Origin of the sequence: Streptomyces sp. NPDC047525, from assembly GCF_040643025.1 — a bacterium.
GTDB classification, from domain to species: Bacteria; Actinomycetota; Actinomycetes; order Streptomycetales; family Streptomycetaceae; genus Streptomyces; species Streptomyces durmitorensis.
The window spans coordinates 172,381-195,213 of record NZ_JBEYTL010000003.1; the positions used below are offsets into that span (position 1 = coordinate 172,381).

A 22,833-nucleotide genomic window follows, 5' to 3' on the forward strand; every position below is an offset into this window, starting at 1 on the left:
CCCGCCCCACCCCTAGGTCCCGTCCATCCAGTTCCCCACCCGAAGGAGTGCACCATGAGATCCACTCCGCCCCGCCGCACCGTCCTCACCGGCCTGTCCGCCCTCGCGGGCGCGACCCTCCTCCCCTCCCCCGCCCGAGCGGCCGGTCGGGCCCGCCCCCGGGCAGCCGCCGCGATCACCCTCACCGCGCGGGCCTCCGCCGAGTCCCAGCGCATCCGTCTCGGCGCGGCCCAGCGGGCGAGCGACTTCTTCACCACGGCGGCCCACGCCCCGGCCAACACCCCCGTGACGGTCACCGTCTCCGCCCCGGACGGCGTGCTGCCCACGCTGTACGTCGGCATCCCCGACTACTACGCCACTCCCAACGCCCCGCGTTCGTATGCCCTCAAGTCCGGCGCGAACACCGTCACGGACCCGCACGGCGGCCCGGTCCACCTCACCCTGACCGGCAGCGGTGAGCGCGCGACGGTCACCATCGGCACCGGCTCCGTGCCGATGCCCACCTTCGTCCACGGGTCGACGTCGGAGTCCGCCTTCCAGGCCCAGCTGGACTCGGCGACGGCCTCCGGATACGTCCAGCTGCGCTCGGCCCACGCCATCGTCACCCTCGCCCGCGCCACCGCCTTGCAGTACCGCACCGAGGACCACGCGGCCCTCCTCGACACCTACGAGCAACTCCTCACCTCGCACGCGACGTTCAGCGGACTGAGCGGCAGCACCGGCACCCACGCCCGCAATCCGCTGCCGTACCACTTCGTGAACGTCACGAAGGTGGCGTCCGGCGTGGGTGCGTACGCGACGCACGGCTACACGGGCTACCCGAGCGGCGCGATGACGTACATCGCGGGCGTGAACGGTCTGCGCACCGGCGGCTGGGGGATGTACCACGAACTCGGCCACCAGCATCAGCAGTTCGCGTACAAGCCCGGCGCGCTCACCGAGGTCACCTGCAACCTCTACTCGCTCGCCGCGCAGCGCACGCTCGGCCAGACCTCACGGCTGCTGACCAAGGACTCCGGCGGCAAGGACGTGTACGACCGCGCCTTCACGGCCCGCGACTCGGGCACGGAGTACACCGCGCTCGACGTGTGGCAGAAGCTCGTGCCGCTGTGGCAGTTGCGGCTCGCCTTCGGCACCGGCGTCTGGCCCGAGCTGCACCGGCTGATCCGCACCGACAACCCCGCGTCGGCTGCGGACGCCGACCGCTACGACAACCTCGCCGTGTACGCGAGCCGGGCCGCGGGGCGCGACCTCTCGGAGTTCTTCGTCACCAAGTGGCGCTTCCCCCTCACCGCGTCCGGCAAGGCACGCATCACCGCGCTCGGCCTGGACAAGCCCTCCGTCGACGCAAGCACCTACCGCGAATAGGAAGCACGGATCCACCATGCCCGCACCGCACCTGGCCCTGCCGCCCACCGACCGGATCCTGTCCCCGCGCACGGGCTGGACCCGCGCGCACTGGGAGGCGCTCGCCGACCGGCAGCTGGAGGCGCTCGTCCCTTACGCGACGCCCCGTTTCGCGCAGTACCGGCTGCCGGGGCGCAGCAGTTGGTCAGGGGTGGTGTCGGACGGTCTCGAGGGGTACGCACGGTCCTTCCTCCTCGCCTCCTTCCGGATCGCGGGAGCGGGCGGCGAGGTGGACCCCCACCTCATCGAACGCTACGCGCAGGGTCTGACAGCGGGCACGGACCGGGACGGCGCGGGCGGCGAGGCCTGGCCCCGACTCACCGACTGCTCACAGCAGATGGTGGAGGCCGCGTCGATCGCGATCGGCCTGCACGAGACCCGCCCCTGGATCTGGGACAAGCTCGATCCCCGGGTCCAGGAGCAGGTCGTCGACTGGTTCTCCGGCTTCGTCGGCGGCAGGACGTGGGACAACAACTGGCGTCTTTTCCAGGTGGTGTCCGAGCAGTTCCTGGCCTCCGTCGGCGCGCCGTACAGCAAGGCGGACATCGACGGAGGCCTGGACCGCATCGAGGACTGGTACCGCGGCGACGGCTGGTACAGCGACGGCGACGGGCGCAACTTCGACTACTACATCGGCTGGGCGATGCACCTGTACCCGCTGCTCTGGGCCCGCATGGCGGGCCCGGACGGCGAGGGCCGCGGCACGGTGTACCGCGAGCGGCTGACCCAATTCCTCACCACGTACCCGCAGTTCTTCGGTGCCGACGGCGCACCCGTCCACCAGGGCCGCTCCCTGACGTACCGCTTCGCGGCGACCGCCCCCCTCTGGATGGGCGCCCTCGCCGACTGCACGCCCCTGGCCCCCGGCCTCACCCGGCGCCTCGCGTCCGGCACCGCACGGCACTTCGTGGAGCGCGGCGTCCCCGACGAGCGCGGGCTGCTCCCGCTCGGCTGGTACGGGACGTTCCTGCCGTCCACGCAGGCCTATTCGGGTCCCGCGTCCCCATACTGGGCCAGCAAGGGCTTCCTCGGCCTGCTCCTGCCCGCCGATCACCCGGTGTGGACGGAGACCGAACTCCCGCTCCCCGTAGAGGAGTCCGACCAGTACACGGCCCTCCCCGAGCCCGGCTGGCTCCTGCACGGCACGCGGCACGACGGCATCGTCCGCCTGATCAACCACGGCAGCGACCACAACCCGCTCGAAGGCCCCGCGGCCGACGACCCGCACTACGCCAAGTTCGGCTACTCCACGGCGACCGCCCCCGAAACCGCCCCGAGCGCGTGGGAGCGCACCGTGGACAGCCACCTCGCGCTCATCGCACCGGACGGCACCCCCTCACGCCGCCGCCGGATCCACCCGGTGCGGTGCGAGGGACGCGTGGCCGCTTCCCGGCACGACGCTCAACTGCCGGGCTTCGAAGGTGAGTTCCCCGTAGAGACGACCAGTGCGCTGCACGGCCCGTGGGAGATACGCGTCCACCGGGTCCAGGCCCCGGCGGGCGTGACGGTCCGCGAGGGCGGCTACGCGGTGGCCGACGCGACACAGCCGTACGCCGAGCAGGGCCCCGGCTGGGCGCTCACCCGCACGGAGTCGGGTCTCACCAGCGCCGTGGTCGCGCTGCACGGCTGGGACGAGGGGGCGGGCATCGCCCGTGAGGTGGCGGCCAACGCGTACGGACCGCACTCGGCGACGCCGTACCTGACGTGCGCCGGGCACGAGGGCGGGACGAGCGTCCACGTCACGCTCATCGCCCTCTCCCAGGACACCGTCCGGCCCGAGGCGTTGCGGCAGGCCATCTCCTGCGAGGTGGACGGCGGCGCCGTGCGCGTCCGCTTTCCCGACGGCGATGTGCTGGAGGTGTGAATCAGATCCCGCCGTCCTCGCGGCGGTGAATCTGCTCGATCAGCTCCGCCGCCATCGCCTTGATGGTCTCCAGGCCCGCCCTGCCCCAGGGCCGGGGCTCGACGTCCACCACACAGACCGTGCCGAGCGCGATGCCCGTGCGGTCGATGAGCGGGGCGCCGAGATAGGAGCGGATCCCGATCTCGTCAACCACCGGGTTCCCCGCGAACCGCGGATAGTCGCAGACGTCCTCCAGGACGAGGGCCTTGCGCCGCACGACCACATGCGGGCAGTAGCCGTGGTCGCGCGCCATATAGCGGTGCGCCGTGCTCTCCGTGGCCGCCGTCGAGGTCAGTTCGGAGCCGGCGCCCATGTCGTCCGGGGTGTGCAGCCCCGCGAAGAACTGCCGGTTCTCGTCGATGAAGTTGACCATGGAGTACGGCGCGCCCGTGACCTCGGCGAGCCGGTCGGCGAAGGCGTCGAAGGCGAGGTCCGGCTGGAGTCCTATGCCGAGCCTGCGCAGCCGCCGCACCCGGTTCGGCGCCTCCTTGTCGACGGGAGTGAGCAGCAGGTTCGCGGTCGCGTCGTACATCAGGTGTGGGCTCCGTAGCTCGGGGCGGCCGGGGCGTGGGCGAGGAGGTGCTTGACGAGGGTGAGCAGGGTCGCGATGCCCGAGCTCGAGATCCGTGCGTCGCACCGCACGACGGGCACCTGCGGATCCAGGTCGATGGCGGAGCGCACCTCTTCGGGTTCATAGCGGTGGGCGCCGTCGAATTCGTTGATGGCGACGATGAATCCCATGCCGCGCTGCTCGAAGAAGTCCACCGCCGCGAAGCAGTCCTCCAGGCGACGGGTGTCGGCCAGGACCACCGCGCCGAGCGCGCCTTCGGAGAGTTCGTCCCACATGAACCAGAAGCGTTCCTGGCCTGGCGTCCCGAAGAGATAGAGCACGTGCTCCGGGTCGAGGGTGATGCGCCCGAAGTCCATGGCCACGGTCGTCGTGGTCTTGTTCTCGACGCCCGACAGATCGTCGGTGCCCTCGCTGACCGTGGTGAGGAGCTCCTCCGTGCTGAGCGGCGCGATCTCGCTCACCGCGCCCGTGAAGGTCGTCTTGCCGACCCCGAAACCGCCCGCGATCAGGATCTTCAACGCGGTGGGGAAGGGGTCAGAGCTGTCGTCGTAGTCCATCGAGCACTGCCTCCAACAGGGACCGGTCAGTGGGGTTGTGGTAGAAGTCCGGGGCTCTCAGGGTGAGCGCCCCGCAGTCGACGAGATCGGAGAGCAGCACCTTGGTCACGACCGCGGGCAGCTTCAGCTGCGCCGCGATCTCGGCGACCGACGTGGGTGCCGCACAGAGCCCGAGCGCCTGCGTGTGCTCGGGCCCGAGGTAGCCGATGACCGGCCTTCCGGTGGCCATCACCTGCGTCAGGAGGTCCAGTTGGGCGGTGGGCCTGGTCCGCCCGTCGCTGACCGTGTAGGGGCGCACGAGCCGCCCGGCGGATTCGTCGAGCCATGGCCCGTCGTGGGGGGCCGCCACGCTCAATGCCTCATCGGGGCGGGTTCACCGGCGGGCTGCCGGGGCGCGGTCATCAGATAGGGGCGCACGCTCTTGACCAGCATCGTCATTTCGTAGCCGAGCACCGCCGCGTCCGCGTCGCGCCCGGCGAGCACCGCCAGACAGGTGCCGGAGCCCGCCGTGGAGACGAACAGGAGGGTGGAGTCGAGTTCCACGACGACCTGGCGCACGTCGCCGCCGTCGCCGAACCGGATGCCCGCGCTGCGCCCCAGTGAGTAGAGCCCGGAGGCGAGGGCCGCCATGTGGTCGGCGCTGTCCGGGTCGAGGCCATGGACCGACTTCACGAGTCCGTCGGAGGAGAGCAGGACCGCGCTGTGGGTGTGCGGCACGCGCTGCACGAGTCCGCTCATCAGCCAGTCGAGGTCGGATACCTGCCCGGTCGGCGCATCGCTCGCCATGGTGGATCGACTCCTTTGGGTACGAGGGTCTGCCGGGGCAGACGTGGTGCTTGCGGGGTGGTGCGGTTCAGCCACCCTGGTCGCCCCCGTCGCGGGGGCCGTGGAGATCGGGTTCGGGCGCCGGGTCACGCATCTCCTGTGCGGCGGCGAGCCCGATGCCGCGCTGGAAGGCGGCCATCAGGCCCGGGTCGTGGCCGATGTGGTGTTCGCTCTCCGGGCGGGGCGACGGCGCGTCGCGCAGTTGGGGCGCGATGTGTTCCTGGGCGCGCCGCTTGGGCAGTTGCGGCCTTCCCACCCGGCCGCGCACGGCGCCGTTGAGGGGCGTCGGCGGTGTCCCGGCGTGCTCGGCCGCTGCCTGCCGGTCCTCCGGCCGGATCCCCGGCACGGCGTCGGCCGGGGTCGGCCGGCCCTCCCTGCCCCGTACGGGCAGCGGGGCGGGGCCGGAGCCGTTCGCCACGGGGGTGTGCGCCGCGCTCGGCGGCACGTCCGGCTGCGGCTGTGGCTGGCGCGGCACGGCCACCGGTTCCGGGTGAGGGGCCGGGCGGGGCGCCGGGTGGGGCGCCGGGGCGGGTGCCTGAGCCGGTTGCCGTACGCCGCCGGGGGCGGCCGGGGGTGCTGCTTCCGGGGGCTGCTGCGGGCGGGCGGCGGCGACGGGCTCGTTCTGCGGCTCGGTGCCCAACAGGCCCTGCGGCAGGATCAGTACGGCCTGCACGCCTCCGTAGATGTTGGTCTGCAGACGGACCGCGATGCCGTGCCTGCGGGCGAGCGCGGAGACCACGTAGAGGCCGATGCGGCCGTCCTGGAGGAGGCTCGCGACGTTGACCTGGTCCGGGTCGGCGAGCAGGTGGTTCATCTTGTTCTGCTCGGTCAGGGGCATGCCGAGCCCGCGGTCCTCGACCTCGACGGCGAGCCCGGCCGTCACCAGGTTGGCGCGCAGCAGGACCTGGGTGTGCGGGGCGGAGAACACCGTGGCGTTCTCGACGAGTTCGGCGAGCAGGTGGATGACGTCGGCGACGGCGTGGCCGCGCAGGGTCCCGGCGATCGGCGGCACCAGCTTGACCCGGGAGTACTGCTCGACCTCCGCGATGGCCGAGCGGAGCACCTCCGTCATGGAGACGGGGTTGCTCCACTGGCGGCGCGAGATGGCGCCGCCGAGGACGGCGAGGTTCTCGGCGTGCCTGCGGATGCGGGTGGCCAGGTGGTCGACGTGGAAGAGGCCCTTGAGCAGCTCCGGGTCCTCGACCTCGTTCTCCAGGTCGTCGAGGATCGAGATCTCGCGGTGCACGAGGGACTGAAGCCGCCGGGCCAGATTGCCGAAGACCTCGACCTTCTGTTCGCTGCCCGCGTGGCTGGAGAGCTGCGAGGCCTGCACGACGGCGGTGACGGCGACGTCCTGGGCCCGGGACAGCTCATCGGCGAGCAGTCCGAAGTCGTCGCCGTCCGGGGCGGATCTGGCCGGCGCCCTGCGCGGGGGCGGGCCGTCGCCGCGGCGCAGCTTCTCGACCACGTCGCGCAGTTCGGCCTGACCGCGTGCGGTGGTGCGGCGCAGGGCTCCGACCCGGTCGCGTACGGAGGTCGCGGTGCGGTCGGCGGCGACGGCGGCGATCACGACGCTGGCCAGGCCGATGGCTCCGGCGGCGGCGAGGACGAGGAGCAGCTGGGGGGCGAGCGGTCCGGGGGCCGAGCGGACGATGAACAGCACGGCACCGCCGGCGCAGAGCAGCACCGCGACGACGGGCAGTACGGCGATGCGCAGGAGCTGGGGCCGTATCCGGGCCTCGGGCAGCGGCGCGGTTCGGCTCCCGGGCCTGCCGTGCCTCCCGCCCTCGCGGCGGTCTGCGCGGGCGGCCGGTGCACGAAGGTGAGACATCAGCGTCCTCGTTCAGGGTGCGGGCTCCGACGGGCGCGCGACGCGTGGCTTCGCGGCATCGCCGTGCCGGTCGGGAGGGCGCAGGTGTGACCCCTGCCATGATCCCTGCGTCGACCGGCGGACACTCACGGTAGTCACCAACGCTTCATGTGCGGGAGGCAGTTGACAAAGTCCGGCACCCAGCGTCCCGCTCTGGTATGACGCGTCGCACGGCCGTCCGAATGCCCCTTCGGACGTCAGTTCCACCATGCGCACGTCCTGTTGTCACGAAAGCCCGTTGAGCTGCTGACGCATGTCGGGAGAGTCTGTGCTCATGGAGTTCTTCTGCTACCACCGCGACCGGCCCGGCTCCACCTCGTTGCGCGAGAAGCTGCTGGAGGACCACTGGTCCTACATGGACGGGTACGCGCGCGAGCTGATCGCGCGCGGCCCGACGTTCGCCGCCGACGGCGAGACGCCCACCGGCAGCGTGCACATCGTCGACCTGCCGGATCCCGCCGCCGCCCGCGCGTTCGCCTTCGACGAGCCCAACTACCAGGCGGGCGCGTACCGCGACGTGCTGCTGCGCCGGTGGCGCAACACGCTGGGGCGCACCATGTGGGACTTCCCCGGTGGCACCACCGGCGGCAACCGGTATCTGGTCATCGGCCTCGGCGCGGGCCTGGACGCCGCCCTCGACACGCCACCCGACCGTGACGACGAACTGATCGCGTACGGGCCGCTCCTGTCCGACGACGACACCACCTGGGTGGGCACGGCGGCGCTGGTCCTGGCCCCGGACCCGGACACGGCACGCGCCGTCCTGACCCCTGACCGGTACGCCGGGATCGAGGTCCACGACTGGGAGTTCGGCGGACGGCGGTAGCGCCTTGACCAGGGGCCACCGTTTCGGATGAGGCCGACAGTCCCAATGTGACCCCTGGTCTGCACGGACGTTGCACAGAAGGGGCAACTGCGAATCCTTGGCGGCAAATACCGTCAGAACCATCAAGTCGACATCTGGTGTGCTGCAATATCCGTCATCTCATCAGGTGATGGACGGCGCGGAGGCGCAAAGGCGGCGGGACGCGGGTCTCTTCGCCCAGGTGCGGACGCGTCACATGAAGCGAGGCATCAATGATGTCAGTGGAAAGGCTCCGGGGCGGCGGAAGCCAGCTGGGGTTGTTCCGTGAGCTGGTCGAGTCCTCCCAGGACGCGATCCTCATGAAGACCCTCGACGGGGAGATCACCTTCTGGAACGCCGCCGCGCAACGGCTGTACGGATTCACCCCCGATGAGGCGATCGGCAGCCACGTCGGCATGATCGTGCCGCCCGACCTCAAGGACGAGGAAGCCTGTCTGCTCGAACAGATCGCCCGCGGTGTGCGGATCGAGCACTACGAAACCCGTCGGACCACCAGCGGCGGAGTCGCCCTGGACATCGACGTGACCCTGTGGCCGATCCGCACCCGCGACGGAGCCATCACCGCCGCCTGCTCGATCATGCGCGACATCACCGAGCGCAAGAGAGCCGAGGCGGAGCTCGTCGAACTGCACGCGCAGCAGCGGCAGATCGCCCTGGCCCTCAACCTGATGGGGAACGCCAAGCAGATTCCCGGAGCGCAGGCGGCGAGCCGCTACCTGCCGTCGACCCAGGGGCAGGGGGTCGGCGGGGACTGGTTCGACCTGATCGATCTGGGCGCCGGGCGGGTCGGGGTCTTCGTCGGGGACGTGATGGGGCGCGGTCTGGACGCGGCCGTGGTCATGGGGCAGTTGCGCTCAGCGGCGCGCGCCCTGGCCCTTGCGGGGCTCCCGCCGTGCGAACTGATGCAGACGCTTGACGCGTTCACGCGTGATCTGCCCGAGCCCTTCGTCACCTGCGTCTATCTGCAGGCCGACCCGGCCCAGGGCGAGATGACCGTCTGCTCGGCGGGCCATCTGCCCGTACTCCTCATCGAGCCGGACGCGCAGGTCCGCGAGCTGCCGGTGCCCACCGGCATCCCCCTCGGGGTGGGTGGCGTGCCGCATCAGCAGGTCCGCCTGCCGCTGCGGGCCGGGACGACCCTGGCCCTGTACACCGACGGGCTCGTGGAGACGTCGAGCAGCGACATCGACCTCCGGCTGAAGCTGGTGACCACCATGCTGGAGGACGCGTTCGCCACCGCCGGCGGCCTGGAGAGCGCCGCCGACCGCGTCCTGCACACCCTGCTGCCGGACACCGACACGTACGCCGACGACGTGACCCTGCTGCTCGTCACCTTCCCCACGGCTCCGCTGGCCACCGCGGACACGGGTCTGGACTGCGAGGCGGTCTCGGTCCCGGCCGGACGGCGGTTCCTGCGGGCGAAGCTGCGGGAGTGGGGCCTCACGGCACAGGCCGACACGGCGCTCCTGCTGGCCTCGGAACTCCTGACGAACGCGGTCCGCCACGCGCGCGGTCCCTTGAATCTGCGGGTGTGGCACAGCGTCCGCGAGCTGGGCGTGGAGATCACCGACCACAGCACGCCCCGGCCCCGGGCCCGGCTCGCCGAGAGCACGGAGGAGGACGGCCGGGGCCTGCTCCTGGTCGAGGCCCTCGCCGACGCCTGGGGCACGCGGCCCATCCTCAGCGGCAAGACCGTCTGGTTCACCCTGCTGCTCGCGTCGGCGGAGCAGGGCGCCGGCAGCGGGGCCCTGACGGCCGCGCCCGGCTGACACACGCTTCGGGGCGGCGCGTCCGTCATACGCGACCGCCCCCGCCTCCCGGGAGGTACCGCGAGCACCCGCGGTACCTCCCGGCCTGCTTCCTGCCCGCTCCCTGCCTGCTCCCCGCCTGCTTGCCGTCAGCCGACCCGCGCCGCCTCGGGCTCTCCGGTGCCCTCCGTGTGCTCAGGCCGTTCGGAGGGCCCGGCGTGTTCGACGCCTGCCGTGATGTCCTGCGGGCGGTTCCACCCGCCCTCCGGTTCGATCGCGACGCCGCGCCACCACGGCTCGGCCGGAGCGGAGTCCGACGCGGGCTCGAAGGGCTCTCCCGGGACGGGCAGCGCGACCTTCGCCCCTACGCGCCCGGCCGCGGCGACCGTGCCCTCGCCCGGCGCGGACCACGGGTGGGGCGCGAGGTTGAACGTGCCCCAGTGGATCGGCAGCATCACGCCGTCGGGCCGCCCGCCCTGGAGGTCCAGGTGCGCGCGCACCCCTTCCTCGGGCGTCATGTGGATGTCGGGCCAGAACTCGCTGTAGGCACCGATCTGGATCATCGTGATGTCGAACGGTCCGTGCTCGGCGCCGATGTCGCGGAAGCCGCCGAAATAGCCGGTGTCCCCGCTGTGATAGATGCGGTGCTCGGGCCCAGTGACGGCCCACGACGCCCAGAGGGTGTGCTGGAAGTTGCGCAGGCCGCGGCCGCAGAAGTGGCGCGCGGGCGTCGCCGTGAGGGTCAGGCCCGCCACCTTCGTGGACTCGTTCCAGTCGAGCTCGCGCAGCCGGTCGGCGGGGACGCCCCAGCGCTCCAGGTGGGCGCCGACGCCCAGCGGCACCGCGAAGACCGTGTCCGTGCCGGCCAGGGCCTGGATGGTGGGCATGTCGAGGTGGTCGTAGTGATCGTGCGAGATCACCACGACGTCCACCGGGCCGAGCGCCGCGAGCGGCACCGGAACGGGGTGCAGACGCTTGGGTCCGACCCAGGAGAAGGGAGAGCACCGCTCGCCCCAGACCGGGTCGAAGAGCACCCGCTGCCCGTCGATCTCGGCGAGCACGCTGGAGTGCCCCATCCAGGTGATCCGCAGTCCGCTCGCCGGTGGCTCGGCGAGGTCGGCGAGGGTCGTGGCATGCACGGGGATGGTGCCCATGGGGCCGCGCCGGATCCGCTCTTCCTTGCGGAAATAGATCTTCGCGAACTCGAGCGTCGACCCGGTGGGCCGGGTCCGCGCTCCCTCGGGGTTCTGGAAGGACCCGTCGGCGAAGTTCGGCGATCTGTGGATCCTCGCGAGCCGCTCGCCGGCCGGATCCGCGCCGAAGGGGGCGGTCCTGAGCGAGCGGAGCCCAGAGCTCAGCGAACGGGACACGGCACCTCCTGGAATGGGTGGGTCAGATCTCCATTATGTGCACCGCCTCCGACAGCGGCCGTCCGGAGGGGTCCGCATCGGCCACGCACGCGCCGGTGCGTGATGTACTCCTACTGATCCCCCATTCAGTAGGAGTGCGCTCCATGCCAGCAGTGCCACCAGTGCCGGCGGTTCCCGTCGCGCCCGTCACCGTTCCCCCCCACGCCCCTGCTCTCCCTCACCTGGACCGACCACATCACCGGCCACCGGGGTTTTCTGGTCATCGACCGTCTCGTACGCGGTGTCTGCAGCGGCGGCCTGCGGATGCGCCCCGGCTGCACCCTCGACGAGGTCACGGGTCTGGCCCGCGGGATGACGATGAAGGAGGCCCTGCACTACGACCCGAGCGCCCGCTACATCCCGCTCGGCGGAGCCAAGGGCGGCATCGACTGCGATCCGCGCGCCCCGGAGGCGTACGACGTCCTGGTGCGCTACCTGAGGGCGATGCGCCCGTACGTCGAGAGCTCCTGGACGACGGGCGAGGATCTGGGCCTGACGCAGGACCTGGTCGACAGGGCGGCCGCGGAAGCGGGCCTGATCTCCTCCGTCCAGGCCGTCTACCCGCTCCTGGACGACGAGGCGGCGGCCCGTGGGCGCCTGGCGGACGCGTTCGCCGTGGAGGTCGACGGGATCGGCCTGGACGAGCTGGTCGGCGGCCACGGAGTCGCCGAAGCGGTCCTCGCGGCGCTGGACCGCGCGGGCCACGCGCACGCTGGCGCGCGCGTGGCCGTGCAGGGCCTGGGCACCATGGGCGGCGCGACCGCCCGTTTCCTCACGCGCGCGGGGCTGAGCGTGGTGGCCGTCGCCGACGTCCAGGGCACGATCGCCAACCCGGCGGGACTCGACGTGGAGGCGCTGCTCGCCGCCCGCGACGCGCACGGCACGGTGGACCGCTCGGCCCTGCGCCCCGGCGACCGCGAGCTGCCGGGCGAGGCCTGGCTGTCCACGGAGGCGGAGATCCTGGTCCCCGCCGCGGTGTCGTACACGATCAACCAGGTGAACCAGGCGCGGATCACGGCCCGTTGGATAGCGGAGGCCGCCAACATGCCGGTCCTGCCGGAGGCGGAGCGGCTCCTCACCGAGCGCGGCGTCACGGTCCTGCCGGACGTCGTCGTGAACTCCGGGACCAACGCATGGTGGTGGTGGACGCTCTTCGGCGACATCGGGGCCGACGCGGACGAGGCCTTCGCGCACACGCGCCGCTCGATGCGGGCCCTGGTCGACGTGATGCTGCGCCGCGCGGAGGCGGACGGCACGACGCCGCGCGCCGCGGCCCACGCGCTGATGGCCGACCGTCTGCCGTTGATCGGAGAGCGATTCGGCTGGTACGGCCCGCAGCCGTGAGGTCGGTAGGCTGCCCGGCGTGGCGAGAGTGCGGTTGAGCGTGGCGGAACGGCGGGCGGAGCTGCTGGCCGCCACCGTCGAACAGATCGAGGTGCGTGGCGTGGCGGCCGTGCGCATCGCGGACGTGGCCGCGGCGCTCGGGGTGAGCAACGCGCTGGTCCTGTACCACTTCTCCACGAAGGAGAAGCTGGTCGCAGCCGCCTTCACGCACGCGGCGGAGGGCGACCTCGCCCATCTCCGCGCCCTCCTGAGCCGCCGCACGACGGCTCTGCGGCGCCTGCGCGCCGCCGTCCGCTGGTACGCCCCCACGGGCCAGGCCAAGGGCTGGCGCCTGTGGATCGAGGGCTGGTCAGCCGCTCTGCGCGAACCCACTCTGCGTACGGTGACGCGCGACCTGGACCAGCAGTGGAAGGCCGCACTGGCCGAGGTCATCGGGGAAGGCGTCGCCGCGGGCGAGTTCTCCTGCCCCGACCCCCGGAACACGGCTCTGCGCCTCACGGCACTCCTGGACGGCCTGGCGGTCCAGATGACGGCCTACGAGGGCACGCTGCCCCGGTCCCGCATGCTGGCCTGGGTGGACGAGGCCCTGACACGGGAGCTCAGTCTGCCCGCGGCCGGCCCGTCGGCAGGCTGACCGGACGCAACGAAGCCGCCTGCCCGGTTTCCCCCGAGGGCAGACGGCTCGCGCGAGGTGTCCAGAGATCGAAGTCGGTGCGGGTGAACAAAAGGTGCTCTGCCAACTGAGCTACGCCGACCCGAAGTCGACGACGGGACTCGAACCCGCGACCGCCTCATCAAAGGAAGTAACCCGCGCCTTCGCACCTGGACGCCTTCACCGTAGCGATCTCCGCCCGCGGAGGCATCAGGTTTTCCCTCAGGACGCCGACTCGATGTGCATCCTGACGGTGTACGGGTCCACGCTGCCCTTCGCCTCCACGTGGTCGCCCGACGACTCTCCCCGCAGCCGTCGCCCGAACCACGGCACCAGGTACTCGCGCGCCCAGTTGATGTCGTCGCGCCGCACCTCGAGCGTGCCGCGCGGCGGCTCCGGGGGCCACGGCTGGTCCGGGTCCGCGGGGACCTCGAGGCCGAGGACCTGGGCGGCGCGCAGTGCCACGCGCGTGTGCCCCTCGGCCGAGAGGTGCAGCCGGTCGCCGTCCCAGGCGCGGCGGTCCTGGATGGTCTTGAGGGACCACAGGTCCAGGACCGGGCAGCCGTAGCGGTCGGCGATCGCCCGCACATGGCCGTTGTACGTGGCGATCTTGCCGCGCAGGTGCTTGAGGACCGGCACCCCGCGGGTGTCGAAGCCCGTGGTCACCATGACGGTGCCGACCGCCGACGTGAGGTCGACGACGGCCCGCTCGAAGCGTTCGGCGACCTCGTCCGGGTCGGTGCCGGGACGGATGATGTCGTTGCCGCCCGCGCAGAACGACAGGAAGTCGGGGCCCATCTTCTTGGCCAGGGGTACCTGGTCCGCGACGACCTGGTCGAGCAGCTTGCCGCGCACGGCGAGGTTGGCGTACCGGAAGGTGTGTTCCGGCATCCGGTCGTCGAGCAGCACGGCAAGACGGTCGGCCCAGCCGACGAACGTTCCGTCCGGGCCGGGGTCCCCCACGCCTTCGGTGAAGCTGTCGCCGACCGCTGCGTAGGAGGTGAATGTGTCAGGGATGAAGGATGTCGACTCTGCTCTCACGTCGTCATATCTTTCACCTCCCTAAGTGACCTACGCCACCGTAGGGAGGGGTTGACGGGGGGTGAGATAAGCCACCGGTCAAGATTCGTCCAAGCCAGGAATACACGGCGGGTCCCGCGCCACTCATACACGGCGGAAGCGGAACACCGCCGCGTCCAGGTCCCCGCGCAGCCCGGTCCGCAGTCCGTGATGCAGGAGCACCGCGCCCCGGTGGACCTGCCCCGTCTCCTGACAGACGTACGTCGCCGTGGAGTCGAGCCCCCGCAGCCGCACCCGGGGCGGCTCCTCCCCGTAGGCCTGGGCCCGCAGCCACGCGAGGGCCACGACCTCGTCACCGTGGACGTACTGCACCGCGCTCAGCGGCTCGGACGGCGGGCGCAGCCGGTGGAGGTCCCCGAGCTGCACCACGGGCCTGATCTCCTTGTAGAGCCTGACCCAGTCGGCCGCTTCGGCCAGCTCGTCCGCGCTCCACTCCATGAGGTCGCCGCCGATGCCGAGCACCCCCGCCATCGCGCTCACGAAGCGGAAGCGCAACGCGCTGACCCGGCCGTTGAGCTGGGTGTTCGGGCTGTCCGTCACCCAGGCGGCCATGGCCCGCGCCGGGTGCACCTGGCTGAAGCCGTCCTGGATGGCGAGGCGGTCGAGGGGGTCGGTGTTGTCGGAGGTCCACACCTGGTCGGTGCGGGAGAGGATCCCCAGGTCGATCCGGCCTCCGCCGCCCGAGCAGGACTCGAAGGCGACGGACGGATGCGCGGCGCGCAGGCGGTCCAACAGCCGGTAGAGAGCGTGCACATGGGCGTTCCAGATCCCCTGCGGATAGCGTTCGCCCGGCCAGCCCGGATCGGTGAAGCTGCGGTTGAAGTCCCACTTCACGTAGTCGATCGGCGCACTGGAGAGGAGCGCGTCGAGCTGCTCCCACAGATGCTCCTGGACGTCCGCGCGGGCGAGGTTGAGCACCAGCTGGTTGCGGAACTCCGTGCGCGTACGGCCGGGTTGGTGCTGCGCCCAGTCGGGGTGCGCCCGGTAGAGATCGCTGTCCGGGTTGACCATCTCCGGTTCCACCCAGATCCCGAACCGCATGCCGAGCGCGTGCACGTCGTCGGCGAGCGGCTTGAGGCCACCGGGAAAGCGGTCCGGGTTGGGCGTCCAGTCGCCGAGCCCGGCCCGGTCGCTGACACGCTGCCCGAACCACGCGTCGTCGACCACGAACAGCTCGACCCCCATCGCCGCCGCCCGCCCGGCGAGCGCACGCTGCTGGTCCTCGGAGATGTCGAACCGGGTGGCCTCCCAGGAGTTGTAGAGCACGGGCCGCGGCACGTCGGCGTCCGGGATCACGTGCGCGCGCTGATAGGTGTGCCAGGCCCGGCTCGCCCCGCCGAAGCCGCCGTCGCTCCACAGCCCGGCGAAGACCGGTGTCACCGTCTCGGTGCCGGGCGCGAGCAGCTCCTGCCCGGAGTCGTCGTGCCCCCGGCCACCGGTGATCTGCACGGCGCCGTCCGGGAGTCGGCTCACCGCGATCCGCCAGGACCCCGACCAGGCGAGCGCGCAGCTGTGGACCTCGCCGTGCTCCTCGGTCGCCCCCTCCGCGTCGAGCGCCACCCAGGGCAGGTGCTGATGCCCGGTGTGCCCGCGGCGGCTGCCGATGACCTTCTCGCCGTACGTGATCTCCGACCGCACGAGCCGCGACTCTGCCGCCCAGCGCCCGTGCAGCTGCGAGAGCCGCCACCGCTCGCGCGAGGGCAGCGTCCAGGTCGCGGAGTCGGCCCGGAGCAGTTCGAGGGCGGGTGCGTCCGCGGGCCCTTCGTGACGCAGGACGGCGAACCGCTCGATGACGTCCCCACGTGTCCGGTAGACGAGCGTGACGCCCAACTGGTGTACGGCGTCGGTGAATTGGACCCGCAGTTCGTCGTGCTCGGCCACGGATCCCGAGAACCACCACTCGCTGCCGCGCACCCCGGCGCCCCGTACGGAGAGCGCGGGACGCACGAAACGCCGCCCGCCCTCGACCGGATACTCCTCGCGCCCGTCGAGCCGCGACTCGAAGGACCGCTCGGCGGGCAGCGGCTCCGCCGCGAGCGCCTCGGCGTCGGCGAGCCCGATGCGCGGCCCCCAGTGCAGATGCAGCAGCTCGTCGTCGTCCGTGAGCCGCAGCGCATAACTGCTGGTGGGCCCGGAGAGCAGCCACGTACGCCCGTCTTCGCCGACCTCGATCATCAATCCCCCACAGACACGGACACGGATCCGACATGAAACGAACAGGCACGCACGCCTGCGCACATCATCGAGGCGCGCCACCTGTGAGGCAACGCTCATGCACGGGCAGTGATTGCCTCAGGAACCCATGTCGTATGGTCGAAGTCGCATCCCCACCGGCGAGCCGCGCCGGCGGCCGGACGGGAGGAGCCCCCGTGACGCAGGAAGTCCCGCCGACGAAGCTGACCGAGCCCGAACTGGCCGGAGTCCGCAACTTCCGTGACGTGGGCGGACTTCCGACCGTGGACGGCCGCCGGGTCCGGCAGGGCCGGCTCTTCCGCAGCGGGCACCTCGCGCACGCCACGGCGTCCGACGCCGCGTTCCTCTCCACCCTCGGTCTGCACACGATCTACGACTTCCGCAACGCGGCCGACCAGCGGCTCGAGGGCCCGGACGTCGAGCTGCCCGGCGTACGCAACGTGAACCTGCCGCTGACCGACCCGGCCCACGGCGCCGAGTTCTGGACGATGGTGCGCGACGGCGACCTGGACGAGCTGCGCGCGGCGCTCTCCGACGGGCAGGCCGCGGGGCGCCTCTCCGACACGTACCGCGAGATCATCAGGGACCGCACCGCCGAGCACAGCCGCGTGCTGCACGAGCTGGCCGCCGACAGCGTGCCCGCCCTGATGCACTGCGCCGCGGGCAAGGACCGCGCGGGCCTCTCCATAGCCGTCACGCTCCTTGCCGTGGGCGTCGAGCGCGACGCCATCGAGGCGGACTACCTGGAGTCGAACGCCACCCACCGCCGCTACAAGGTCCGCCGCGGCGACGACTCCCCGAACGCCATGTCCCCCGAGGTCATGCAGCTGCTCAGCCCGCTCTTCGAGGCCCGCGCCGAGTATCTGGCCGCGGCCTTCGAGACGATCGAGCAGATCTGGGGCGACACGGAGACCTACCTCGCCGAGGGCCTCAAGGTGACCCCGGAGATCCGCGAGCGGCTGCGCGAGCACCTCCTGGACTGAGCGGCCGCGCCCACGGCTACTGGTTCTGCGCGCCCAGCGAGAACAGCAGGTAGATGAAGGCCGCGAAGAGGTGTCCGACGGCCACGTAGATGATCAGCCGGATCCAGAGCCCGCGGGGCAGCTTCTCCTCCATCGACATCGCCTTCTTGGCGGGCGCGGGAACGGGAGCGGGAGCGGGCACGGGATCCGTCCGGTCGGGCTGCTGCGCTTCAGGTTCCGTCATCGCGGGTCTCCCATGGTGGGGCTGTGCGGGGTCCCGCCGATGCACAGCGCGGTGGCGGGACTCTGCAGCAGGGTGTGGACGAAGAGCAGGTCGGTGCCGAGGTGGTCCGCGGCGGCGATCCGGTGCGGGGTCAGCGAGTCGAAGTGCGCGCTGTCCCCGGGGTCGAGCGCGTACGTGGTGTCGCCGAGCCGCAGCCGAAGGCGCCCCTTCAGGACGTACAGCCATTCCTCGCCCGGGTGGACGCGCACGATGTCGCCCTGCGCCCCGTGCGGCACGTGCACCCGCAGGGCCTGCATGCCACGGGCCTGCGCGCCCGCCTGCCAGTAGGTCCAGCCGCCCGCCCGCGTCGGCTCCATGTCCGCGGCGCGGACGATCGCGTCCCGGTCCGCGGGCGTCTCGCCGAGGAGCTCCGAGACCGTCGTACCGTAGGTGCGGGCGAGTGCGAGCAGCAGGGGCAGGGACGGCTGGCGCTGCCCGGTCTCCAGGCGCGAGAGATGGGCGGGCGAGAGCCCGGCGTTGCGGGCCGCGGCCTCCAGGGTGAGGGACGCGCGGCGGCGCAGCTCGCGCAGCTGGGGCGCGACGGCCGACAGCGCTTCTGCCCCCTCCGGCGGCTCGACGGGCTCGACGGGCTCAGCGGTGCTCATACGTCGATTGAGCCAGGCCCTTGCCTCCGAGGCAACTTTCTTGCCTCAGAGGCAAAAGCCTCCGGTCCCGACGACATGCGAGGCCTCAGGAGGCCTCAGCGGTTCGCGACCGCCTGCTTCACCAGCGTCTTCCCGAAGTCCCACATCAGGGTGCCGCCGCTGTGCGCCTCGTCCATCACCTCGGTGAAGGCCTCCACGAACCGGTCGACCTCCCGCTCCCCGATGGTCAGCGGCGGGATCAGCTTGATGACCTCCAGATGGTCGCCGGAGACCTGGGTGAGGATGCGGTGCTTCTGCAGCAGCGGCACGACCACCATCTGCGCGAAGAGCCCCTTGCGCGCCGCCTGGAGCATCGTCCAACGGCTGCGCAGCTTCAGCGACTTGGGGCGCCCGAACCCGATGCCGACCATCAGACCCCGGCCGCGCACCTCGCTCAGGAGCTCATAGCGGTCGACGAGCGCGCCGAGCCGCGACTTCAGCAGCTCGCCGGTCACGCGCGCGTTCGCGACGATCTCCTCGTCCTCCATGACGGACAGGACCGCGAGCCCGGCCGCCATGGCCTGCGCGTTGGACCCGAAGCTCGCCGAGTGCACGAGCACCCGGTCCATGGACGAGTAGACCTTCTTGAAGATCCAGTCCTTGCCGAGCGTCGCGCCCACCGGCACATAGCCGCCCGACAGGGCCTTCGCGACACACACCAGGTCCGGCTCGACGCCTTCCTCGTGCTGGTAGGCGTAGAAGTCGCCGGTCCTGCCGAGGCCCGTCTGCACCTCGTCGGCGATCAGGAGCGCCTTGTGCCGGTGAAGGAGCTCCTGGGCGGCGAGCAGATAGCCGGGGGGCGTCTCGTGCACGCCCTTGCCCTGGATGGGCTCGAGGATGAGCCCGGCCACGTCGCCCTTCTTCAGCTCCTCGCGCAGGGCGTCCAGATCGCCCAGCGGGATCGCCGTGTCGGGAAGCAGCGGCGCGAACCCGTCCCGGAAGCCGGACTCGCCGTTGACCGAGAGCGAGCCGGTGGTCAGGCCGTGGAAGGCGTGCGTGCAGTACAGCACCCTCGGCCTGCCCGTCGCGTACCGCGCGAACTTGAGCGCGGTCTCGACGGCCTCCGTGCCGCTGTTGCCGAAGAACACCCGGTCCAGGTGCGGACTGTGGGTGAGCAGCTGCTCGGCGAGGAGGCCGGGCAGCGGCTGGCAGTCGAAGCGCGTCAGATCGGCGAGCGAGGCGTCCAGGACGTCGTGCAGCGCCTTGCGTACGACGGGGTGGTGCCGGCCGAGGCCCATCACCCCGAAGCCCGCGAGCATGTCGAGGTAGTCGTTGCCGTCCGCGTCCCAGAAGTACGCGCCCTCGGCCCGCTCGTAGACCTTGTCGAAGCCGATGGTGTGCAGCATGCGCGGCAGCTGATGGTTCAGGTGCCGCGCGTGCAGTTCGTAGCGCTCGGCTCCCCGCTCGGCGAGAAGTCTGCCGAGGTCGAACTCCTTGGTCATGCTCCGTGCTCCTTGGCTGCCAGGGTGGCGCTGATCCGCCCCGCGATCTCGACCGGGGTGAGCCCGAGGTCCGCGAGCACCTCGCCCCGCTTGGCGTGTGCGAGGAACTGCTCGGGGATGCCGAACCGCCTTACGGGTACGTCGACTTCGGCCTCGCCGAGCGCGAGGGCCACGGCGGAGCCGACCCCGGCCGCCCGGCTGTTGTCCTCGACGACGCCCACGACACGGTGGCGCGCGGCGAGGGCGGGCAGCTCGGCGTCGACCGGCTTGACCCAGCGCGGGTCGACCACGGTGCAGCCGAGTCCCCGCTCCCGCAGCAGCTCGGCGGCCTGAAGGCAGACGGGCGCCATCACGCCGACCGCCACCAGCAGGACCTGCGGGTCCGGGTCCTGGCGAAGGACGTCCATGCCGCCGATCCGGTCGACGGCGGGAAGGGCGGGCCCCACCGACTCCTTGGGGAAGCGCAGGAGGGTCGGCGCGTCGTCCACGGCTACCGCCTCCCGGAGCTGCGCCCGCAGTTGGTCGGCGTCGCGCGGCGCGGCGATGCGAAGGCCCGGCACGACCTGGAGGATCGACATGTCCCACATGCCGTTGTGCGACGCTCCGTCGACGCCCGTGACCCCGGCCCGGTCCAGGACGAAGGTGACGCCGCACTCGTGCAGCGCGACGTCCATCAGGAGCTGGTCGAAGGCCCGGTTGAGGAAGGTGGCGTAGACGGCGACGACGGGGTGCAGGCCTCCGGTCGCGAGCCCGGCCGCCGACACGGTGGCGTGCTGCTCCGCGATGCCGACGTCCCACACCCGGTCGGGGTAGGCCTGCGCGAACTTGGTCAGGCCGACCGGGCCGAGCATGGCCGCGGTGATCGCCACCACGTCGTCCCGCTCGGCACCGATGCGCACGATCTCGTCGCCGAACACCGAGGTCCAGGAAGGCCCGTTGGAGGGCGCGAGCGGCTCGCAGGTCAGCGGGTCCATCACACCGACCGTATGAAAACGGTCGGCCTCGTCCGCGAGCGCGGGCTCATAGCCGCGCCCCTTCTCGGTGAGGCAGTGGATGAGGACGGGTCCGTGGAAGCGTTTCGCACGTCGCAGTGCCGACTCGACGGCGCCGGTGTCGTGGCCGTCGATCGGCCCGACGTACTTGAGCCCCAGGTCCTCGAACATGCCCTGCGGCGCGAAGGCGTCCTTGAACCCCTTCTTGGCGCCGTGCAGCGACTCGTACAGCGTGTGGCCGACGACGGGTGTGCGCTGGAGTATGTCCTTGCCCCAGGCCAGGACCCGTTCGTAGCTGTCGGTGGTGCGCAGCGTGGCGAGGTGGTTGGCGAGGCCGCCGATGGTCGGTGCGTACGAACGCTCGTTGTCGTTGACGACGATGATCAGCGGCCGGTCCTTCGCGGCCGCGATGTTGTTGAGCGCCTCCCAGGCCATACCGCCGGTGAGCGCGCCGTCCCCGATGACGGCGACGACATGGCCCCGCTCCCCCAGGACCTGCCGCGCCTTGGCCAGGCCGTCGGCCCAGCCGAGCGCCGTCGAGGCGTGGCTGTTCTCGACGATGTCGTGCTCGGACTCCGCGCGCGAGGGGTAGCCCGAAAGGCCGCCCTTGCCGCGCAGCTTGGAGAAGTCCTGCCGGCCGGTCAGGAGTTTGTGCACGTAGCTCTGGTGGCCGGTGTCCCACACGATGCGGTCGAGCGGCGACTCGAAGACCCGGTGGAGGGCGATGGAGAGTTCCACCACCCCCAGGTTGGGCCCGAGGTGACCTCCGGTCCTTGCGACCGCGTGCACCAGGAACTCCCGTACTTCCTCGGCCAGTTCGACGAGCTCGGCCTCGGTCAGCGCCTTCAGGTCGCGCGGCCCCCGAATGGTTTCCAGAATGGTCATGCTCGGGCCCCCTCTCTGGTTCTTCGGTTCTTCTCAGCTCACGGTGACGTCGGGCACCCCTGAGGTGACGCCCTCGTCCTCCATCTGTGCGGCGATCTTCATCGCCTCTTCGATGAGCGTCTGAACGATCTTCGACTCGGGCACGGTCTTGATGACCTCGCCCTTGACGAAGATCTGCCCCTTGCCATTGCCGGACGCGACACCGAGATCCGCCTCACGGGCCTCCCCCGGCCCGTTCACGACACACCCCATGACGGCGACACGCAGCGGCACTTCCATGCCGTCCAGGCCCGCCGTGACCTCGTCGGCCAGCTTGTACACGTCCACCTGGGCCCGCCCGCAGGACGGGCAGGAGACGATCTCCAGGCGCCGCTGGCGGAGACCCAGGGACTCCAGGATCTGGATGCCGACCTTGACCTCCTCGGCGGGCGGAGCGGACAGCGAGACCCGGATGGTGTCGCCGATGCCCTCGCTCAGCAACGCCCCGAAGGCGACCGCCGACTTGATCGTGCCCTGGAAGGCCGGGCCCGCCTCCGTCACGCCGAGGTGCAGCGGGTAGTCGCACTGGGCGGCCAGTTGCCGGTAGGCGTTGACCATGACCACCGGGTCGTTGTGCTTGACCGAGATCTTGATGTCACGGAAGCCGTGCTCCTCGAAGAGCGACGCCTCCCACAGGGCCGACTCGACCAGGGCTTCGGGGGTGGCCTTCCCGTACTTCTTGAGAAGGCGCGCGTCCAGGGAGCCCGCGTTCACGCCGATCCGGATCGGGGTGCCCGCGTCGTTCGCGGCCCGCGCGATCTCGCGCACCTTGTCGTCGAACTGCTTGATGTTGCCGGGGTTCACGCGCACCGCGGCGCACCCGGCGTCGATCGCCGCGAAGACGTACTTCGGCTGGAAGTGAATGTCCGCGATCACCGGGATCTGCGACTTGCGCGCGATGGTGGACAGCGCGTCCGCGTCGTCCTGCGTCGGGCACGCCACCCGCACGATCTGGCAGCCGGACGCCGTGAGTTCGGCGATCTGCTGCAGCGTCGCCCCGATGTCGGACGTACGCGTCGTCGTCATCGACTGCACCGAGACGGGCGCACCACCCCCCACGGCCACCGGCCCGACCTCGATGCGCCGCGAGACGCGACGCTCCGAGATCGGCCGGACCGGCAGCTCAGGAAGGCCCAGTGCGACGGGCGCTCCAGGGGTCATG

Annotated in this window: 20 protein-coding genes; 7 read left to right on the top strand and 13 right to left on the bottom strand. The window is 71.5% G+C overall.

All coding sequences use genetic code 11. The annotated features are described in order from the left end of the window. Window positions 1-54: 54 nt before the first annotated feature. Together ABZ833_RS09785 and ABZ833_RS09790 are read left to right on the top strand one after the other, a co-directional pair. Window positions 55-1,368, top strand: coding sequence for a M60 family metallopeptidase (locus ABZ833_RS09785; RefSeq protein WP_361043545.1), 1,314 nt, complete (start codon window positions 55-57; stop codon window positions 1,366-1,368). 16 nt (window positions 1,369-1,384) lie between these two features. Further along, complete coding sequence (locus tag ABZ833_RS09790; RefSeq protein ID WP_361043548.1) at window positions 1,385-3,271, top strand: DUF2264 domain-containing protein; 1,887 nt, start codon at window positions 1,385-1,387, stop codon at window positions 3,269-3,271. 1 nt (window position 3,272) lies between these two features. Here the strand turns inward: ABZ833_RS09790 and ABZ833_RS09795 are convergent, their stop codons facing one another. From ABZ833_RS09795 to ABZ833_RS09815, 5 genes are all read right to left on the bottom strand, one after another. Then, window positions 3,273-3,845, bottom strand: coding sequence for a GAF domain-containing protein (locus ABZ833_RS09795; protein WP_361044739.1), 573 nt, complete (start codon window positions 3,843-3,845; stop codon window positions 3,273-3,275). Beyond that, window positions 3,842-4,438 (bottom strand): ATP/GTP-binding protein, encoded by a 597-nt coding sequence (locus ABZ833_RS09800; RefSeq protein WP_249586446.1) that lies wholly within the window; start codon window positions 4,436-4,438, stop codon window positions 3,842-3,844. Before ABZ833_RS09800 ends, ABZ833_RS09795 begins: the two co-directional genes overlap by 4 nt. Beyond that, a complete protein-coding gene (locus tag ABZ833_RS09805) occupies window positions 4,416-4,787 on the bottom strand; it encodes a DUF742 domain-containing protein (RefSeq protein ID WP_249586447.1) in 372 nt (123 codons plus the stop codon). The genes ABZ833_RS09800 and ABZ833_RS09805 overlap by 23 nt, the downstream gene beginning before the upstream one ends. A 2-nt stretch (window positions 4,788-4,789) precedes the next feature. Then, window positions 4,790-5,224, bottom strand: a complete 435-nt coding sequence (locus ABZ833_RS09810; protein WP_249586448.1) for a roadblock/LC7 domain-containing protein — start codon at window positions 5,222-5,224, stop codon at window positions 4,790-4,792. A gap of 67 nt (window positions 5,225-5,291) precedes the next feature. Continuing rightward, window positions 5,292-7,094 carry an ATP-binding protein gene (locus ABZ833_RS09815; protein ID WP_361043551.1) on the bottom strand — a complete coding sequence of 601 codons (1,803 nt, stop codon included), beginning with the start codon at window positions 7,092-7,094 and terminating at the stop codon, window positions 5,292-5,294. Window positions 7,095-7,407: 313 nt separating this feature from the next. On the opposite strand from ABZ833_RS09815, the gene ABZ833_RS09820 reads away from it, so the two are divergent. Further along, entirely contained in the window at window positions 7,408-7,959 is a 552-nt protein-coding gene (locus tag ABZ833_RS09820; protein WP_361044742.1) for a YciI family protein, read from the top strand. A 260-nt stretch (window positions 7,960-8,219) separates the two neighbouring features. After that, window positions 8,220-9,767, top strand: coding sequence for a SpoIIE family protein phosphatase (locus ABZ833_RS09825; RefSeq protein WP_361043554.1), 1,548 nt, complete (start codon window positions 8,220-8,222; stop codon window positions 9,765-9,767). A gap of 128 nt (window positions 9,768-9,895) precedes the next feature. Here the strand turns inward: ABZ833_RS09825 and ABZ833_RS09830 are convergent, their stop codons facing one another. Continuing rightward, window positions 9,896-11,116, bottom strand: coding sequence for an MBL fold metallo-hydrolase (locus tag ABZ833_RS09830; protein WP_361043557.1), 1,221 nt, complete (start codon window positions 11,114-11,116; stop codon window positions 9,896-9,898). Window positions 11,117-11,323: 207 nt separating this feature from the next. Here ABZ833_RS09830 and ABZ833_RS09835 point away from each other — a divergent pair, with 207 nt between their 5' ends. Next, entirely contained in the window at window positions 11,324-12,499 is a 1,176-nt protein-coding gene (locus ABZ833_RS09835) for a Glu/Leu/Phe/Val dehydrogenase dimerization domain-containing protein (protein WP_361044745.1), read from the top strand. A 19-nt stretch (window positions 12,500-12,518) separates the two neighbouring features. Beyond that, on the top strand, window positions 12,519-13,133 hold the full coding sequence (locus tag ABZ833_RS09840; protein WP_361043560.1) for a TetR/AcrR family transcriptional regulator: 615 nt from the start codon (window positions 12,519-12,521) through the stop codon (window positions 13,131-13,133). A 240-nt stretch (window positions 13,134-13,373) separates the two neighbouring features. On the opposite strand, the gene ABZ833_RS09845 is transcribed toward ABZ833_RS09840, so the two are convergent. Next, window positions 13,374-14,192 (bottom strand): SGNH/GDSL hydrolase family protein, encoded by an 819-nt coding sequence (locus tag ABZ833_RS09845; protein ID WP_249586453.1) that lies wholly within the window; start codon window positions 14,190-14,192, stop codon window positions 13,374-13,376. Window positions 14,193-14,315: 123 nt separating this feature from the next. Next, window positions 14,316-16,406: an alpha-galactosidase gene (locus ABZ833_RS09850; RefSeq protein ID WP_361043564.1), complete on the bottom strand. Its 2,091-nt coding sequence runs from the start codon at window positions 16,404-16,406 to the stop codon at window positions 14,316-14,318. A gap of 194 nt (window positions 16,407-16,600) precedes the next feature. Between ABZ833_RS09850 and ABZ833_RS09855 the strand changes: the two genes are divergently transcribed. Continuing rightward, on the top strand, window positions 16,601-17,407 hold the full coding sequence (locus tag ABZ833_RS09855; protein WP_361043566.1) for a tyrosine-protein phosphatase: 807 nt from the start codon (window positions 16,601-16,603) through the stop codon (window positions 17,405-17,407). A 16-nt stretch (window positions 17,408-17,423) separates the two neighbouring features. Here ABZ833_RS09855 and ABZ833_RS09860 read toward each other — a convergent pair whose 3' ends face one another. The 5 genes from ABZ833_RS09860 to ispG all read right to left on the bottom strand — a co-directional run bounded on the left by ABZ833_RS09860 (window position 17,424) and on the right by ispG (window position 22,832). After that, on the bottom strand, window positions 17,424-17,630 hold the full coding sequence (locus ABZ833_RS09860; protein WP_361043569.1) for a DUF6126 family protein: 207 nt from the start codon (window positions 17,628-17,630) through the stop codon (window positions 17,424-17,426). Further along, window positions 17,627-18,274 carry an XRE family transcriptional regulator gene (locus tag ABZ833_RS09865; protein WP_361043572.1) on the bottom strand — a complete coding sequence of 216 codons (648 nt, stop codon included), beginning with the start codon at window positions 18,272-18,274 and terminating at the stop codon, window positions 17,627-17,629. Before ABZ833_RS09865 ends, ABZ833_RS09860 begins: the two co-directional genes overlap by 4 nt. Before the next feature lie 95 nt (window positions 18,275-18,369). Further along, complete coding sequence (locus ABZ833_RS09870; RefSeq protein ID WP_361043575.1) at window positions 18,370-19,755, bottom strand: aspartate aminotransferase family protein; 1,386 nt, start codon at window positions 19,753-19,755, stop codon at window positions 18,370-18,372. Further along, window positions 19,752-21,632: a 1-deoxy-D-xylulose-5-phosphate synthase gene (gene dxs, locus ABZ833_RS09875; protein ID WP_361043578.1), complete on the bottom strand. Its 1,881-nt coding sequence runs from the start codon at window positions 21,630-21,632 to the stop codon at window positions 19,752-19,754. The genes ABZ833_RS09870 and dxs overlap by 4 nt, the downstream gene beginning before the upstream one ends. Before the next feature lie 33 nt (window positions 21,633-21,665). Further along, window positions 21,666-22,832: a flavodoxin-dependent (E)-4-hydroxy-3-methylbut-2-enyl-diphosphate synthase gene (gene ispG, locus ABZ833_RS09880; protein ID WP_361043581.1), complete on the bottom strand. Its 1,167-nt coding sequence runs from the start codon at window positions 22,830-22,832 to the stop codon at window positions 21,666-21,668. Between the last annotated feature and the right edge of the window lies 1 nt (window position 22,833).

Coding starts and splice junctions, on each gene's coding strand:
- ABZ833_RS09785 (WP_361043545.1), top strand. CDS start 55: ATGAGATCCACTCCGCCCCGCCGCACCGTCCTCACCGGCCTGTCCGCC.
- ABZ833_RS09790 (WP_361043548.1), top strand. CDS start 1,385: ATGCCCGCACCGCACCTGGCCCTGCCGCCCACCGACCGGATCCTGTCC.
- ABZ833_RS09800 (WP_249586446.1), bottom strand. CDS start 4,438: ATGGACTACGACGACAGCTCTGACCCCTTCCCCACCGCGTTGAAGATC.
- ABZ833_RS09810 (WP_249586448.1), bottom strand. CDS start 5,224: ATGGCGAGCGATGCGCCGACCGGGCAGGTATCCGACCTCGACTGGCTG.
- ABZ833_RS09815 (WP_361043551.1), bottom strand. CDS start 7,094: ATGTCTCACCTTCGTGCACCGGCCGCCCGCGCAGACCGCCGCGAGGGC.
- ABZ833_RS09820 (WP_361044742.1), top strand. CDS start 7,408: ATGGAGTTCTTCTGCTACCACCGCGACCGGCCCGGCTCCACCTCGTTG.
- ABZ833_RS09850 (WP_361043564.1), bottom strand. CDS start 16,406: ATGATCGAGGTCGGCGAAGACGGGCGTACGTGGCTGCTCTCCGGGCCC.
- ABZ833_RS09860 (WP_361043569.1), bottom strand. CDS start 17,630: ATGACGGAACCTGAAGCGCAGCAGCCCGACCGGACGGATCCCGTGCCC.
- ABZ833_RS09865 (WP_361043572.1), bottom strand. CDS start 18,274: ATGAGCACCGCTGAGCCCGTCGAGCCCGTCGAGCCGCCGGAGGGGGCA.
- ABZ833_RS09870 (WP_361043575.1), bottom strand. CDS start 19,755: ATGACCAAGGAGTTCGACCTCGGCAGACTTCTCGCCGAGCGGGGAGCC.
- dxs (WP_361043578.1), bottom strand. CDS start 21,632: ATGACCATTCTGGAAACCATTCGGGGGCCGCGCGACCTGAAGGCGCTG.
- ispG (WP_361043581.1), bottom strand. CDS start 22,832: ATGACCCCTGGAGCGCCCGTCGCACTGGGCCTTCCTGAGCTGCCGGTC.